This window comes from Paenibacillus sp. IHBB 3054, assembly GCF_051594305.1.
Classification (GTDB): Bacteria; Bacillota; Bacilli; order Paenibacillales; family Paenibacillaceae; genus Paenibacillus_AQ.
The window spans coordinates 1-16,735 of sequence record NZ_JBOFBG010000022.1; the positions used below are offsets into that span (position 1 = coordinate 1).

Here is a 16,735-nt window from a genome sequence, read left to right on the forward strand (position 1 = left end):
CGGTATGCAGTTGGTTTCATTCTGGGCGAAGCTGCCGAAGACGGTAAGTGCCGATGACATCTCACTGGTATTAGGCTCCGGGGTGACAGGAAACAAGTTAAGTGAGAGCGGACAAGAGGCTACCGGCTTTGTTAATGCAAGCGCCCTGCTGCTCACACCTAAAACCACTGCACCGGCAAGCAATTTAACGAAGATCACGTTCTTCCCCTATAATTTATCGGTCATCAATTCGGAAGGCAGACTTTTGGAACTAAACGACACCATCAACATCGTAATGACCTATGATCTGACCCGGGATAACAGCATCGACAGTGGCGATTTGGAACATAAGCTTGTGCTTAGAATGACTGATCCCTTTGGCGTAACACAGGATAAAGTGCTGACTATAGGTACAGATCTGACAGAAGGCAAGAGCAATACCTTCTCGATGTCCTTCAGTAAAAATCTGTACATGAAGCTCAAGAGCGGCACTTACAAATTAACTTTATTTGATGAATTTCAAGGCGAGCGGCAGGAGCTTGGGGGCCAGGTTTTCAACCTGTTCATCGACCGCTAGCTGATAACTAATGTGAAAGATGCCAACGCTAAATGACAATGGAAGGTTAAATATAATTATCCACTTTTAATTGAAAGGAAGCCAAAGTGATGAACAGCAACATTAAGAAAATTATAAAGTGGGTTATTATCATAGCGGTCATCGCTGCCGCAGGTTACTTGTTGTATGCAAAGGTTTTTAACAAGGCAGAGGAAGTAGTGAGCGAAGTACCGCCGATGGAGGCTATTACTATTCCGGTTACTCAAGAAACGATTACTCAATCCGTACAAGTTAAAGGGACATCCAAATATGAGCACGAGACCCTTGTGTATGCTCCCTTTGCCTCCAAGGTGACAAACTGGAAAGTAAAGAACGGCGATCAAGTGAAGAAGGGGGAGCTGCTGTATACCCTTGATACCAGCACACTCAAGAATGAAATCGCATCTCAAGAGGCGACTAGTCGCAAGGCGAAGCTGGAAGCTGAACTAAATTCATTTGTTAGCCAGCAGAATGATGAGACGATCACAGTTGGTGCATCCGAAGCAGAACGGCTAAAGAGTTTGGCTACACAGGAGACAGGACGAATTAGCGAAGACCTAAATAAGGTGAATGCAGATATTCAAGCGCAGGAGATTGCAGAGAAGAAGAAAAAGATCCAATCGGCGAGTTATCAGGCCCCTTCTTCTGGGATTTTCTTGTTCGAAAACAATAGTGAACTCCCACAATTAGTTACGGATAACCAGTATATTGGGAAAATTGTGGATTTGAACAAACTGGCGTTTATAGCTCTTGTGGGGGAACAGGAAGTATTCCGCATTAAGGCTGGCATGAAGGTTACGGTCAAAATGACCGCTTCCAAGGATGTTAAGTTGTCAGGAGAAGTGGTGAAAGTTTCTAAATTTGCAAAAGCTACATCAGGTAAAGAGAGTGCTTCTACTCAGCCTCCTCAGTTCGAAGTAGTCATTTCGCTTGAGCCGAATGAGCTTTTGATCGGCGGTCTTAGCTTGAACGGTGAGATTGAGATCATACGTAAAGAAAATGTCACTGTGCTTTCCAACATTGCTGTCATTCATGAAGGAGACCTTTCTTATGTTATGCTGGATAAAGGTAACGGAAAAATAGAACGAAAAGAAATAAAAATCGGATTGGAAACAACTGATAAGGTTGAAGTGCTGTCTGGACTGAAGGCTGGAGACACTGTAGTTCTTCAGTAGATTGAGAAATCCTCGGCTCGGAAGCCGACGACGTCTAACCTGGACATTTTGGATGAACGTGAAAAGGTAGCCGTCGTCGGACGCTGATGCTGCGTTAGAATCAAGTTACATAGTTATAGATAGCACAAAATAGATTTTTCTATCCAATACATAAATACAGTTGATGGACTTTGTTTTTCATGCTCTTTCATACTTAAATACATATCAATTCCATCAGAAACATCATGCCATAAATCCGTAAAGACAAAATCATAATTCCCCTTAGACATATCTTCTTGTGCATATTCAAAGGCATCTGCTTTGATAATCTTTATTTTTTGAGTATTTTTGAATTGTGGTAATATACATTTACTAAATAATTGAATAACATCTTCATTGCTTTCAACAATCGTAATACTTTCAACCTGATCTTTTTCTGAGATCATATAGGCATAATAACCAAGCCCCAGTCCAAAAGTAAGCACATGACCAAATGCCTTGGCAACAGCTTCTTTCATGGTTTCTATTTCATTCGGTGTAATGGTCATCCAGATTCTATTATTCTCTAGAATTGCTGGGAATATGAATTCAGTTTCAAAGAAACCAATCTGTGGAATTTGTCTTCCTTCTCGTGTTGTGATTATGTCATTACAAACAAAGACCTCGTAAGGTTTGTATTTTTCATATTTTAGTTCACTATTGCCTTTTTTTATTGTTGGTATCTTAATGTTCTTAAAATACGAATTGTTATAATACTCATTGGCATCCAGTTTATGAGACATCTTATTGAAATATTTGTTGAATAAGTCTGCATCATCAACCTTATCAACAATATCTAGTCCTAAAGCAGCTGCAAATATTACATTAAACGCATATTCGATAGATACACCATATTTAACAATCTCATCAATTTCTTCTTTGCTTATGAAGTCAGGTTTATCATTTAAATAATTGCTTATTAAAGCAAATACTTTGTTATCCTCTTCATTAACTTTGTCTTTTATTACTTTATTACGTTCCATACCTTCACCTTTTATTTTTACTATAGCATATGGCTGTCAAGTACTAGTGTATATGGGGGTGGAAGTCAATAGCTTTATTTTTGGGTAATGCTTTGAACGATCAGCTTCCCCAAAAAAAACTGAGGTTAGCAGCTTGAAGGTTTTTCCGGGGTATGGTAAATCCGTCTCCGCTTATCTGGAGAACAAAAGTGTGCTTACGTTCACCATATTAGAAGTCAATCTAAGCTCTAAGTATAACGACACTTGTGTCTCGGAATTTACCATCTCATAAGAATATCAATTGGCAGTAGTGATATTTAATCATTTTTTCTGTCTTTACTTTTATAAGAAGTAAGAATAAAAAATAAAAGGAGAGTTAAGACAATCAAAGAAAACCATTCTATAGACTGTTTAAATATTAAACTATAGAACACATCAATAATTTCTAAGATGATTACTATACATATAAATATTCCCCAACGATCCTTTTTCATTAATATACACCGTCCCAATTTACAATTAATCACATTATATAACTTTACAGAATAGTTTACTGCAGCGTCAAGCGAGTCGGGGAATTTGCTTACAAGGATTTTTGTCCAATCAATTCTACTAGATTATCATACTTTATAGTAGGAGGTGGATATTGAATGGCAAATGAAATTCTTGTGCCGGCTGATTTCCCGACGATCGCTGCAGCGATCGCCGCAGCCAGTGAATTTGATACGATTCAAGTTGCCCCAGGTGTATATAATGAAACCCTTGTCGTGAACAAAACGATTCAGTTACACGGGGCTCAATCGGGGGTAGATGCACGGTCCAGATTCCCTCTTGCGGAATCCACTATAACGAGTACCAATGCTAGCGGAGTTATTCAAGTGGTTGCCGACAACGTGGTCATTGATGGGTTTACAGTACAAAACAACTCAGCAGGCCCGGGAATCACAACAAGTCCGCTTTTCTCAGGGTATTGGATATTCAATAATATTATCCAAAACAATGTGATCGGACTCTATTTTAACTCCTCTGGGTTAACCTTTTCATAAGCAAGGTATAACTTAATCCAGAGTAATAATCAGCCAGGTGCGGCCACAGGAAATGGTATTTACACAGATCAGGCTTCCGTTAATGTTTTTATTGACAATAACAAGTTTCAAGGTACTCATTCAAATGCTTCAATAAACTTCGCAGGTCTAACACCAGGAGTTCAGCAAGACATAATTATCGCCAACAATTTAATGGTTCAGGACAATTCGATTGCTCTTACGAACACCACAAATGTCAAAATCACAAACAATACAATGCTAAATACTCAGGGAAGTTCAATCTTCATCGCCGGCGGCAGCGACCGGACAGAGATTGAAAGCAACATCCTGCACAATAGTATTTCAAATGGAATTAGTGTAAATAACATTTTCGATCCTGATGATAATACCAACATACGGGCTAAGCTCAACAGTATCCAGGGAAATGTGGTCGCAGGGCTAAATATTAGTGCGGGTTCTTATGGTACGACTCCGCCAGACCGAAGATTAGATGCTACAAATAACTGGTGGGGAAGTGCAAGCGGTCCTGCTCCAATTGGGACTGGTGATACTGTGATCGATCCTGATGCGGTAGCAGAAATCACACCATTCTTAACGGCAGATCCAACGGATCAGCAAACGATACCGGGCAACATGCTTTCGACCGGGCCAATTCAAAGGAATGGCTCAAATGTTCAAACGATTATTGTGGATATCCTTAACAATGATCCATTAACAGTGGCCGCTATTGAGATCAGAGGTTTCTTTATGGGAACTGCTGGCCCTAAAACTCCTTATGTGCATGAGATATTTAACCTCGATCCAAGTACCAAAATTCAAAAAATATATTTTGTTTCTGATTTTGAGGAATATGAGTTCCAATTCGATATCATAGATACTGACGCCGTTCATATATCCGTTTGGCCAAGAGATATCAGCGGGAACTTATTGCCAACACAACGAATTTTGACTTCTGAATTACAACCAATAAGCAGCTTAACCCCAATAGTATGAACCAGAAGAGAAGCATTAAGCAGCTTCAGCTTGTAGACGCGAATCTACAAGCTTTTTTTGTTAATGTTTTTCAAGGGGACAAGCTTGCGATAGGGGGATCTGTGAAGTACACTTTCTGTATCCAGTAAAAAAGGAAGTGTTAAACAATGAATGCAGAGATGGTCATGCAGGAGCTTGAGGCGCTCGGCAAGGAACGAACCAAGAAAATATACAGCTCGAATGGCGCGCAGGAACCGCTTTTTGGCGTGGCCACCGGCGCAATGAAGCCTATCTTTAGGAAAACCAAAATAAATCAGCCACTGGCTGAGCAGCTATACGCGACAGGGAATTACGACGCCATGTATTTTGCCGGCATTATTGCCGACCCCAATGCAATGACAGAAGCCGATTATGACCGGTGGATGGATGCGGCTTATTTTTATATGTTGTCCGATTTTGTAGTTGCAGTAACTTTGGCAGAAGCGGATATTGCGCAAGAGGTTGCTGATAAATGGATCGCGAGCGGTGAGGAGCTGAGAATGTCAGGGGGCTGGAACTGTTACTGCTGGCTGCTCGGCAACCGGCCGGACGATGAATTTTCCGAAAGCAAAATTGCCGGTATGCTTGAGCTTGTGAAAAAAACGATTCATGAATCGCCGGAACGCACCAAATACGCGATGAACAACTTTTTATACACCGTGGCGGTATCCTATCTGCCGCTTCATGATCAGGCGTGTGAGACCGCAAGGGCCGTAGGCCCGGTAGAAGTCAATAAGGATAAGGCCAAAAGCAAATTTATTCACGCTTATGAAAATATTCAACAGGCAGTCGGCAAAGGTCGGGTTGGGTTTAAACGCAAGCATGTAAGATGCTGACCGCCTGTCTCACCGGAAAAGGAATTGCAGGCTAGTTTCCTTGACTAGTCTGAACTGTACACCGACAGATTTATGGCTATGTATCATTCACCGTTGAAAGGGATGCCCCGCGTACTATGAAATGGCGCGGAGGTATCCCTTTTATGCGGTTATTTGTCGTTTCGGAAGGAAGCGACGTAAAGATGAATGGTTGGCGTTTGTCGGAAAATGAAAGTTTTTAATTGTATTTTGGGGAAATGTTCAGAAATTGTCCATACCGGGAATTTACTATTACAGTACCAGCATCTATGCAGTTGGGTCCTTGTGGAGGTCAAAGGGACAAGGGGGGATGGAGTGTAACGGGGTAATCACGGGAATGAATAGTCTCATTGAGACGCGGCTATCAGTAAAAGAGGGACTTTACGAAATGGAGGACAGTTCACAAGTGATAAGAAGGAAGTTAAATATCTGTCTAATTGTTATTCTACTGTTAACGCAGTGGACCTACAGCTTTGGGTTTAATGACCGCGTGTACGCAGAGCCAAAAAATATTGCAGATCAGTTGATCACAAGCGTTACTCTAGCTGTGTACACCGATGATAATTACACGGAGACCGTGACGGGAAATGTATATCAGCTTGACTCCTTTACCGAGCTGAACTATACATGGGCGCTTGCTGATGGACATGGGTACGAGGCGGGATCGACATTTGAGTTTGATCTTCCCGGGCAGTTTGAACTTTACAACGATCTGAACGGAGATCTTCTGTTAGAAGGCGAATCCGTCGGCACTTATACGGTCAATAAAGACAACAATCATGTTATCTTCACATTCAATGATTATATTGAAAAACATGACCAAGTAGGTGGTACGTTTAAGGTCCAGTCCCTTCTCAGCTCGAAGAAAATCCATGGCTCATCCAAGCAGCTTCTGACTTTTCCGATCCATGGCGGTACTCAGATCATTGAACTGCAGTTCAAGCCGAAAGTTGGTTCAACTATAGAGAAGAAAGGCACTCCTCTTCCGCAGTTCTACAATCCGACGCAAATTGCCTGGACCGTAGATGTGAACAAGGCATTGGATTGTGTGGGAAATGCAGCTGTGAAGGATGACATTCTGGACGGGTTGTCGCTTGATACGGCTTCAATCCTGGTACATGAACTTGATGTGAATCTGGATGGTTCGGTCACAGTGGGCAATACACTTGACGGCAGCAAATATGATCGTACGTCTTCAACTCCGGATGAATTGAACTTGAAATTCACAGAGAGTCCGATGACCAAGGCATACCGAATTGAATTCGTTACGGATATTACAAGTGCAGGTGCCGATGCTACCAGCTATGCCAATACTGCAGTTTTTAGTGGAGGTAACGGATTCTCCAAGGAATCTACTGTCACTGTAACGGCGGGAAGGGGAAAACCACTGAACAAAATGTCAGTAGGCTCAGGCTACGATGCGGCCAGTCAGACTCTTTCCTGGGTGATAGAATACAATTACAATCAAAAATTGATCCCGGCAAGCAATGCAGTACTGAAGGATTCCTTGAATGCTACCCAGGAGCTCATCCCAAGCTCGCTAAAGGTATTCCCGGTTACGATTGAGCCTAATGGAAATGTAGTAAAGGGTGGTACGCCGCTACCTGAGACTGATTACACGATAACCACCTCTGTAACTGCAAGCACCTATGATATTGAAATGAAATTTAACAATAACGTTAAGTCTGCCTACCGGATCGAGTATCAGACGAAAGCGAAGAATCGTGTCTTTGACAATGATACGATTACCAATAAAGTGACTTACAATGGAGAAACTGTATCGGCATCACAAGGTATAAGTCAGCAAATTCTATTTAAGAACTACAGCAATATTGATTATTTGAACAAGACTGTAAAATGGACGATAACCGTTAACAAGGATTCCAAAATTATGAACGACCTGATTGTTAAGGATACATTCAGCAATGCGGGGCTAAAACTTGTTAAGGGTTCGCTTGTGATTCAACCTATTGGCGGCGGCGCTGCAGTCAGTAATGATGTGGTCTACACAGCACATGATCCTGCAGCTGCGAATGACGGCTTTACCATTACCTTTGATGATCCGATCTCCGAACCCTATGTAATTTCTTATACCACAACATTCAATTATGATTGGCTGTCCGCAGGCAAAGACAGATTTATCAACACTGCCGGGCTGGAATGGTACGAGAATGGAGCAGCGACTCCAAGCGGGAAAACGGTGACTTCTACCTTAAACCCAAGAGATGAAGTGAAGAACAACGGACTCAAGAGCGGTTCTTATGATGCAACTACAAAGAGAATTACCTGGAATATTGGTGCTAACTACAATATGAAGACGCTGGCTAACGCCGTTTTGGAGGATACCATTGCCGGCGGACAGATCGTCGATATGGGATCGGTTAAGGTCTTCAAATGGGTTTACGGTGCGAATGGGAATCCATCCACAAGCTCCAATATAAGTAAAGATGACTATGTAGTAGTAATGGATAGTGGCAAGCTGAAAATAAGCTTTAACAAGGAGATCAGTTATGCGTTTTATGTTTCCTTCCAAACATCGTTTGCCGACCAGGCCATTGATCTGAATAAGGTTGACAATACGGCTGTATTGTATAACGACACAACGAAGGAGTCCGCAGACTTGAGCGCCTCCGTCAATATCCCTCAAGGGGGAGAATATATCAACAAGACGGGGACCCAAAACGGCAATAAAATTGACTGGTCCATCAACATCAACCGCAACCAGTCACTTGTTAAAGATGCTGTGATTAAGGACATCCCGAGTGAGAACCAAATCCTGCTCAGCAGCACATTTCATCTCTACAAAACAACGGTTTCCAGCGATGGAACGATTAGTCCAACCGGGGAGGAACTGGAGAAAGATTCGGATTATACGCTGACTCTTCTAAAAGACAGCGACGGGAAGGAAAGTTTCACACTGAAGTTTGCGAAGGATATTTCGGAGGCGTACATTCTGAAATACCAGTCGCTGATCACTGCACAAAACAATGAAAAGGTCAGCAACAAAGTAAGCTTCGGAGGTAAAAATGCAAAAGAAATTACGAATGAGAGTAACCAGGAAATCACGGTCAAGCTTTCAAGCGGCTCCGGCACAGGCAACGGTGTCAGAGGACCTTTACGCATCATTAAAATGGATTACAGTGATCCTGGCAAGAAGTTAAGCGGTGCAGCCTTTGATCTGTTCCGTGTATTTGATGATGAGATGGTTTGGATCAGTGAGGGTGTAACGGACGCAGAGGGTAAGCTGGAATTCACTAAACTGATCGGGGGGAATTATGCTGTGATCGAAAAAACAGCACCCGGTGGCTATCTGCTGGATACCAAACCTCATAGGGTCACGATTAATTCGACAACAGGCGTAGAGCAACAGATTACCAACAAAAAAGCTGCGACGCCGACACCAACACCAACGCCAACACCAACGCCGACGCCGACGCCGACACCGACACCGACGCCGACACCAACGCTGACACCAACGCCGACACCGACACCAACACCAACGCCGACACCAACACCAACACCAACACCAACACCAACGCCAACACCAACACCAACGCCGACGCCGACACCGACACCGACACCGACGCCGACACCAACGCCGACACCAACGCCGACGCCGACGCCGACGCCAACACCAACACCAACACCAACACCAACGCCGACGCCAACACCAACGCCGACACCGACACCAACACCAACACCAACGCCGACGCCAACACCAACACCAACACCAACACCAACACCAACACCAACACCAACGCTGACGCCGACACCAACGCCGACACCGACACCAACGCCGACGCCGACAGCAACGCCGACACCGACACCAACACCGACGCCGACACCAATACCGACACCAACACCAACGCCGACGCCGACAGCAACGGTGGCGCCGACGCCAACACCAACGGTAGCACCATCGCCAACGGAACCGGCACCGTCGACACCGGCGGAACCACAGACGCCGACACCGACCGTGACACCAACGGTAGCACCATCGCCAACGGTAGCACCATCGCCAACGGAACCGGCACCGCCGACACCGGCGGAACCACAGACGCCGACCGTGACACCAACACCAACGGTAGCGCCAACGCCAACGGAATCGGCACCTCCGACATCAACGGCGACCCCGTCGGTCGTACCTTCTACAGTACCGTCGTCGGTTCCGACCCAACCTGCCATCACACCTGCTCCGCAGCGGACCGAGGTCAGCACATTGAAAGAAATACCGATTGAAGGGGAAATTCCGCTTGGCGGCATACCAAGTATCGGAAGTGATCCTGAACATGGGACAATAGTGCTTAAACCTGATGGCAAGTGGAAATATGTGCCTGACCACGGCTTTACCGGAAAAGACAAGTTTACGATTATCATTACCGATGAGGATGGGAACTCCGAGGAGGTCGAGATTGAGATTCTGGTCGATGAAGTGCCTACAGGCACACTGCAAAAGCCTGAAAATCAAGACGTGCCAAACAGGCTGCCTCAGACCGGAGAAGAAAGTCCACTATTGTTTTATTTGACCGGAGTTGTCTTGGTTATTCTGGGTGCAGGACTCTCCAGAAGATATAAGACACGCAATAAATAATTGAGAACTCATTGGAAAATACGAAGACACCCAGCTGAAGAGCGGGTGTCTTTGTATGTTTTGTGAGGAAAAGAAGACTATAGCTTTCTTAAATTAAGCTGCTTCCATTCTTCATACCAGTTTGTTATTTCTGCCGGGGGACCGATGCTGAGATCTCTGTTAAGCAGCTCTGCTAGCAGATTGTAGCGCTCCTCGACTGCCGCGCGTTCTCCAATGCTGTTATAAACTTTCATTAGTCCGAAATGGGCCTGTTCGAAATAGGGATACATCTGAACAACCCGCTGGTATACAGTAAGCGCCTCGGGGATTTTATCGCTACTGGTGCAGAACTCCGCCATGCCCATTGCATGATGCAGCCAGATGGATCTTAATCGCTGCCGTTCACTTTCCGCCCATAAATAATCATAATCCCCCAGATAGTCTCCTGCATAAAAATCAAATAACCGCTGATGTTCCGCATAATTATCGTGATTAATGGCGGGGAGCGCCTGAATGCCTTTTTCCCATTCCATAACGTCGATAAGTAAGTTGTCTGTCTCTAGGATATATCCTCCTTCGGTACTGACACTGTTGATTTGCAGATCAATTTCAGCTTGTTTCAAACAATTCCGCACCTGGTAAATTGTTGTGTACAGTAAAGTGGAAGCCTTCTTGTATGAGATATTGGGCCATAACATCTCAATGAGATGATTTTTTCCGACGAAACGGTTGCGGTTATGTAGTAAATAAGCGAATAATTCCTGAGACTTTGAGGTGCGCCAGCGGATACTTGGAAGCGGCTGTCCGCAACGCTGGAACCGGAGCGACTGAAAACTACGGATCACGGTTTTATTTTCGTGCTTATCGGCAGATTCCTCGACCTTTTGCTCCTCAAGACGCTGAATGGTTTTGAGCAATCGCTCCAGCTTTACAGGCTTCAACAAATAATCCAGCGCATTCAACTCAAAAGCACCCACAGCATAGTTATTATAGGCGGTCAAAAAGACTATCTTGGTTCGCGGACACTGTATTTGCAGCAGCTCTGCAGCCATCATGCCGTTCAGTCCCGGCATTTCGATATCCAGAAATATGACGTCTGGATTCAACTGTGCAGATGCTTGTACAGCCTTGGCTGGATCAGTGTAAGCACCGATAACGTTAACCATGGGCATTTCCTTCAGCATCAGTTCCAGATTCATTAGGGCCAGATGCTCATCGTCTACAAGCAAAGCTTGAATCATTGTCATTCCACCACCTATTTACAAAATAAGTTATTTCAGCTGACTTAAAGTTTTTTCGCCAAACTGAATGAGACCACAGTCCCTGATTCGACTACGCTCTGTACTCTCAGCGTACTTCCACAAAATCGTTTTAACCGCCGGTCGGTATTTAACAGACCAATACCCGTTCGGCTGTTTGTCTTTATATCTAGAATATGTTTGAGGGTTTCTTCATCAATCCCCATACCATTATCGGAAACGGAAATCTCGATAGCCTGGCCAATATCGGCTACTCTAATTCGTACTTCCCCGCCCTCAGGCCTCTTTAATATGCCATGGGTAACGGCATTATCTACAAGCGGTTGAATAGTCAAAGGAGGAATTTGGACTTGTATGTTATCGTCGATCTCCCATACCACCTGAAGCCTATCCTGGAATCTCTTTTGCTGGATATACAGATAGGAACGAATAAGACTAAGCTCCCGATCAAGTGTTACTAGGCGGTCAGAGTTTTGAAAATCTATGCCAAGCCTAAAATAGTTGGTGAGTTCATCGATTAAATCATCCATTTTTCCCCGGTCAATCTTACTGAGAGCAGATACTGCATTAAACGTATTGATCAGGAAATGAGGTTTGATTTGAGCCTGCAGCAATGCTGCTTCCATACGCAATCCTTCATTTACCGATTTTTTGAGATTTGTCAGCGATCTTACTCTGGATTTCAGTTCGGTTGCATTCACTGGTTTGGTTACATAGTCATTTGCCCCGGACCGGAATCCTGCTTCAATATCCTTTTCTCGATTACTGGCCGTCAAGAGAAGGACTGGAAGCTCTGCGATAGAAAAACGTTCGCGAATTCGTGCAGTCAGTTCGTAACCGGACATTATCGGCATGGTTACATCGGAAATGATTAGGTCCCATACGCCTGTTTCCAGCAGCGCTAGTGCTTCTACACCGTTGATTGCTGAAAACAGATCATAATGCTCATTCGCAAAAATTGACTTTAGCACATTTAGATTAACAGGATCATCATCAACAACCATCAATTGTATCCTGTCAGTAGGTGAAGTGAGATTTAGCTCTGTGTAAGGAGAGCTCGTGTCGAGAGAAGCTCTAACATCATTGTTTACAGCTGTATTATCTGGAGCTTCAGGTACCAGTTCAGGTAGCTTTCCATCAGCTCCATCTGTATCAAGCTTTAATGTGAAAGTAAAAATAGAGCCGATATTGATCTCCGATCGTACCTCTATCGTTCCACCATGCATTTCAACAAGTTGTTTGCATATGTTAAGCCCCAGGCCAACTCCCCCCCTGAATGAAGTCGAGTCTAAAGGTGCCTGAACGTACGCCTCGAATACTCTACTCATTGTTTCAGAATCCATCCCCATCCCCGTATCTGCAACCGAAATGCTCGCCCATTCGCCTTTAATTTCGGCATACACTGAAACCTCGCCTGCTTCGGAGTACTTTATAGCGTTATGTAAAAGATTGAACAGAATTTGATTCAATCTGTACTCATCAGCAAATACTGAAGGGAAATCCGCCGGTATACAGTTGACCAACTGAATAGGCTTGCCCTCTATCATAAAGCGAAGCATATCGAGAACACTTGAAGCAATGCCATGTACGGAAATAGCCTCAAAGTTTAAATGAATCTGATTTTCCTTCAGTCTGGCTATATCCAGCAGATCGTTCAGCATATAAGACATACGCCGGCCAACCTTGACCAGCAAATGAAGGTCGTTAGCACTGTTTATCCCCAGCTTGTTCTGTTCTCTGTCGAATACCGACTCTGAGAGGTTAATCATACCGTGCAGTGGATTACGTAGTTCATGGGCCACAGTAAACAGAAACTCATCCTTTTGTTTGTCCGCCTTTTGCAGTATACCTGCCAGCTCCTGAGAGTCCCGTGACACCCCGATAAAGCGCTTGAACCAAAAGGCTGCAATACAAATCATCGCAATAATAAGGTCGAAAGGATATGAGGGCACCTCAATCCGGGCCTTTTCGTAAATAACAAGCCAAATCATACTGCTGACAGCAGCAAGAGCCGCTAGGAACAGAAAAATATTATCCGAAACCTGCTTGACCGTCGATCTGTACATCACATAAGGAGTAAGCAGGCAAGGAATGAACATTAGAGCGAAATATAGGGTTTCATGACCCTTCACAAGATGTAAAGGCAGAAGGCACACCGCCAGAATTGCAACGCAGCACAGGAGCTTGTAGACTCGAAACGCCCGGTGGGGCACCCAAGAAGGAAGCTTGTCCTTAATCAATTGCTGCAAAAAAAACGCACCTGACAGCATAACGATATAGACAATTTTTTGTCCCCAGATATAGGTGAAGGGAAGCCACTTATACAATAACCTTGCATCGGTTAGCAGCGTAGCGAAAATAATACAAACCATCATCATTGAGAAAGAAATCAGTTGCTTGTTCCGGGCTCCTAAAACATATAACAAAAATCCGTAGAGGGCATGAAGGGCATAAGCCACACAGGCAATCCAGAGCACATTTTCTTTTATTTTTATGTTTTTTCTAAGTGCGTTTTCCAGTCCGAATTCAACGGAATGAACAATCCCGCCACTACGAATTCCGTCAAAATTAGAGACTTGTATGATAAGTTCAATTTCGCTCTGATCTTTTATTGTAAAATACATTGTATACGGTTTTTCTAGTGGTGTGTAGTTGTCTTTGGTCATTCCCGGCTGTCCTGAGTGACCTAGCAGCTGACGGTTTATGTATACTTCTGACGAACTTTTTATCCTCGTGATGTGGACGCCGTAAGACTCTCCCTTGTCTGGGTCCAGAAGAATCCTCAAGCGGTAAGTACCGGAACCATACTTGCCCTTGCCATATAAATCATCCTTTAAATTCCAAGTAGCCGGAACTTGGATCCATTGGCTTGGTGGTTGAAGTTCAGATAATGAACTGCCATTCCTGAATGGGAGCACACCGGGATAGAATTCCCATTCGCCATTCAGCGGCAGAGAGTGTTCGGTCAGAGAATCCCATCCCCGCAGATCCAGTACCCCTTGTTCCGCAACAGGATAGTCTGCAGCCAGATTATATTGCAGCCATTCCAGACGTAAACCGGTTAAGACGACCATAAATATTGTAGATATTATCCATATTTTAGTTTTCTTCATAATGAACCTCTCATTCGACATGACAATATGCCTGAACCTTCTTGTTCTCCGGCTATTTCAGTGAGGCGGGCAGTTTAACCCCATGCAGCTTGCCCCCGGATTGAATCAGCAGCATACCGCCGGTCTTCAGCAGGGGACCGAATTCGCGTGATCCGGCATGGACGGTGAATACGGGTTTCGAGCTTATAAGGTCATAGGCATGCAGCAGTCCGTCTGACTGTCCGACATAAACCCCCTTGCCGAATATAGCGGCTTGCACCGTAGCGTTCTCTCCCTGATCGAAGTTTATATATTGTCCGGTGTTCAGTTTCATGGCAATCAGACCATGGCTGTTGATATCGGTGAAATAGATCCGGTCCTGATGGACCAGGCCAAGCGGTGTCCGCAGATCATATCTCTCCTGTGCCCATTTCTTCACCGGCTCTGCGCCGGGTACATAGTTATTGAAATCGTATAGAGCGAGGCGCTGCCCTTGGTGAATGTACAGATCGTTCCCGTTAAGAAATGCGGAGCCATAAGAGCCGCCCCCGTGATATATTCCGTCCGTTACGGCATTGTCCGTCCAGCTGTAGGTCCGCTCTCCTTTGAGTGCTCCGGTCCGGAGATTGAAGGCGGCGATTTTGATTTTGCGGTTCACCGGGCCATCATCCAGCATGAATAACTCGCACTCCGAATAAAGAATGCCATCCTTTATGGCCAGCGTACCCTTCTGTCTGGAAGCCTCCCACAGCTTGGTGCCGGTCAATTTATCGTATACGGCGATCAGAGGCATGGTGAGTGCGCCGGATACGGCATAATTTCTAGTGACAACACTCTCAGCCTCCAGCGGTTTTGAGCCAGAGTAGTAATTATTTGGATCTTCGGCAATCTGCCATTTGGTTTTGCCGGTTGCGGCATCTACAGCCGCCATTTTTTGCCCTTGGATTACATACACCGTTCCTCCGGTTACCGTAAGGCTGTCCGCAGCCGAGTAGCCGAGTATGGCGGACCAAACTTTGCTTCCATTTGCTTCTTTCACCTTATAGAGCGCCCCCGCTTGGGTCATTCCGTAAATGGCGCCATTGTTGTACACCATTCGCTGAGCCAACTGGCTGCCATATTCCCAGAGCTTGGTGCCGGTTGCTGCCTTCAATGCGGCCAGCTTGCCATTTGGTTGCAGCATAAATACCTTGCCGTTCTCTGCGATAGCTGTCACCGGCTCCGGGTTATCTACCACTTTGGGCTTAGCGATCGACAGGGACCAAGCATGTTGTAGCAACGGTGCCTGTATTTGCTGGTAATAGATGTTGCTTGTGCTTACTGCCGCCTCTTCCGCCTGAGCTGTTCCACCACCCGCTCCGAGTGGCAGCATCAGTGCTGCACAGATAGCACAACTGAGTTTCTTGAAATGTTGTTCCATTCCCATTGTGAATCCTCCATCCTCAAATGTATTGTAACCGGTGCATATTCTGGAACTTCTATTATATAGACTTATTATTTGTAAAAAAGTTACATTGAAATAGAGGGGGAGTTAAATTTGAATTCTGCAGGGAGCAGAGATCCAATTGGAACAACGGTCCGAGAAAAAAGCTTATTTTTCAAATATTAAAATATTCATATATATATACAGAAACTTTAAATACATATATACTTGATTCAGCTAAAATGAAGCTCTTGAGATCATTTTTAAAAAAGAAATAGAATCTTGTCTTCATATAATTATTAAGATAGGAGGCAAGTTTGTTTGAGTACTGTAAGCATCCTTGTACAGACATATTTGGGGATTGAAAAACGTTATGAAGAACTTGTTAACCAATATTCGGGATTAACTTTTATTGAAGGTTCAACTGCAGTTGTTGAAGGAGGCGCTTATTCTTGGAGCCCCCTAAGTGCAGATGCAGCATCAATCCGAGAGCGCCTATATGCTGATTACATAGACTTAATTAAAGTTGCACGAGAGACCCTGCAAAGTAAGGATAGTCCTTATTTTATAACGTACGAAGAGAGTGTAAAAGAAACACTAGCTTATTTCGCTCAAGAAGATTTAGTGTTTGTCTCATCGCTGGAAGAAGTTTTTAAAATTGTAAAAAGAGAATTAGATCTTCAACGTTCTATCATCTGCTCCATGATGTATGATAGTTGATTTTATTTTATCGGATATAAAAATAAACCAG

At 44.3% G+C, this 16,735-nt stretch carries 10 protein-coding genes and 1 pseudogene; 7 read left to right on the forward strand and 4 right to left on the reverse strand.

The features are described 5' to 3' along the window. Both ACQ76X_RS21650 and ACQ76X_RS21655 read left to right on the forward strand, forming a co-directional pair. Window positions 1-556, forward strand: a pseudogene (locus ACQ76X_RS21650) (hypothetical protein); the annotation flags it as partial. An 89-nt stretch (window positions 557-645) separates the two neighbouring features. After that, complete coding sequence (locus tag ACQ76X_RS21655; protein WP_438495875.1) at window positions 646-1,749, forward strand: efflux RND transporter periplasmic adaptor subunit; 1,104 nt, start codon at window positions 646-648, stop codon at window positions 1,747-1,749. Between the two features lie 113 nt (window positions 1,750-1,862). Here ACQ76X_RS21655 and ACQ76X_RS21660 read toward each other — a convergent pair whose 3' ends face one another. Continuing rightward, a complete protein-coding gene (locus tag ACQ76X_RS21660; RefSeq protein WP_438495876.1) occupies window positions 1,863-2,750 on the reverse strand; it encodes a hypothetical protein in 888 nt (295 codons plus the stop codon). 629 nt (window positions 2,751-3,379) lie between these two features. On the opposite strand from ACQ76X_RS21660, the gene ACQ76X_RS21665 reads away from it, so the two are divergent. The 4 genes from ACQ76X_RS21665 to ACQ76X_RS21680 all read left to right on the forward strand — a co-directional run bounded on the left by ACQ76X_RS21665 (window position 3,380) and on the right by ACQ76X_RS21680 (window position 10,231). Beyond that, on the forward strand, window positions 3,380-3,775 hold the full coding sequence (locus ACQ76X_RS21665) for a hypothetical protein (RefSeq protein ID WP_438495877.1): 396 nt from the start codon (window positions 3,380-3,382) through the stop codon (window positions 3,773-3,775). A gap of 15 nt (window positions 3,776-3,790) precedes the next feature. Beyond that, complete coding sequence (locus ACQ76X_RS21670) at window positions 3,791-4,768, forward strand: right-handed parallel beta-helix repeat-containing protein (RefSeq protein WP_438495953.1); 978 nt, start codon at window positions 3,791-3,793, stop codon at window positions 4,766-4,768. Between the two features lie 146 nt (window positions 4,769-4,914). Then, the gene (locus ACQ76X_RS21675; RefSeq protein ID WP_438495878.1) at window positions 4,915-5,622 is read left to right on the forward strand and encodes a DNA alkylation repair protein; all 708 of its coding nucleotides are present in this window, start codon (window positions 4,915-4,917) and stop codon (window positions 5,620-5,622) included. 424 nt (window positions 5,623-6,046) lie between these two features. Then, the gene (locus ACQ76X_RS21680) at window positions 6,047-10,231 is read left to right on the forward strand and encodes a collagen binding domain-containing protein (protein WP_438495879.1); all 4,185 of its coding nucleotides are present in this window, start codon (window positions 6,047-6,049) and stop codon (window positions 10,229-10,231) included. Between the two features lie 77 nt (window positions 10,232-10,308). Here ACQ76X_RS21680 and ACQ76X_RS21685 read toward each other — a convergent pair whose 3' ends face one another. The 3 genes from ACQ76X_RS21685 to ACQ76X_RS21695 are packed head-to-tail and all read right to left on the reverse strand — an operon-like array spanning window position 10,309 to window position 15,987. Beyond that, window positions 10,309-11,451 (reverse strand): response regulator, encoded by a 1,143-nt coding sequence (locus ACQ76X_RS21685; RefSeq protein WP_438495880.1) that lies wholly within the window; start codon window positions 11,449-11,451, stop codon window positions 10,309-10,311. A gap of 44 nt (window positions 11,452-11,495) precedes the next feature. Continuing rightward, window positions 11,496-14,582, reverse strand: a complete 3,087-nt coding sequence (locus ACQ76X_RS21690; protein WP_438495881.1) for an ATP-binding protein — start codon at window positions 14,580-14,582, stop codon at window positions 11,496-11,498. Window positions 14,583-14,634: 52 nt separating this feature from the next. Continuing rightward, window positions 14,635-15,987 carry an outer membrane protein assembly factor BamB family protein gene (locus ACQ76X_RS21695; protein WP_438495882.1) on the reverse strand — a complete coding sequence of 451 codons (1,353 nt, stop codon included), beginning with the start codon at window positions 15,985-15,987 and terminating at the stop codon, window positions 14,635-14,637. A gap of 318 nt (window positions 15,988-16,305) precedes the next feature. Between ACQ76X_RS21695 and ACQ76X_RS21700 the strand changes: the two genes are divergently transcribed. After that, window positions 16,306-16,704 carry a hypothetical protein gene (locus ACQ76X_RS21700; protein ID WP_438495883.1) on the forward strand — a complete coding sequence of 133 codons (399 nt, stop codon included), beginning with the start codon at window positions 16,306-16,308 and terminating at the stop codon, window positions 16,702-16,704. The last annotated feature ends 31 nt before the right edge of the window (window positions 16,705-16,735 follow it).

What these genes read in the sequence shown, in the direction of transcription:
- ACQ76X_RS21675 (WP_438495878.1), top strand. Translation starts at nt 4,915, where the DNA reads ATGAATGCAGAGATGGTCATGCAGGAGCTTGAGGCGCTCGGCAAGGAA.
- ACQ76X_RS21695 (WP_438495882.1), bottom strand. Translation starts at nt 15,987, where the DNA reads ATGGGAATGGAACAACATTTCAAGAAACTCAGTTGTGCTATCTGTGCA.
- ACQ76X_RS21685 (WP_438495880.1), bottom strand. Translation starts at nt 11,451, where the DNA reads ATGATTCAAGCTTTGCTTGTAGACGATGAGCATCTGGCCCTAATGAAT.
- ACQ76X_RS21655 (WP_438495875.1), top strand. Translation starts at nt 646, where the DNA reads ATGAACAGCAACATTAAGAAAATTATAAAGTGGGTTATTATCATAGCG.
- ACQ76X_RS21660 (WP_438495876.1), bottom strand. Translation starts at nt 2,750, where the DNA reads ATGGAACGTAATAAAGTAATAAAAGACAAAGTTAATGAAGAGGATAAC.
- ACQ76X_RS21665 (WP_438495877.1), top strand. Translation starts at nt 3,380, where the DNA reads ATGGCAAATGAAATTCTTGTGCCGGCTGATTTCCCGACGATCGCTGCA.
- ACQ76X_RS21690 (WP_438495881.1), bottom strand. Translation starts at nt 14,582, where the DNA reads ATGAAGAAAACTAAAATATGGATAATATCTACAATATTTATGGTCGTC.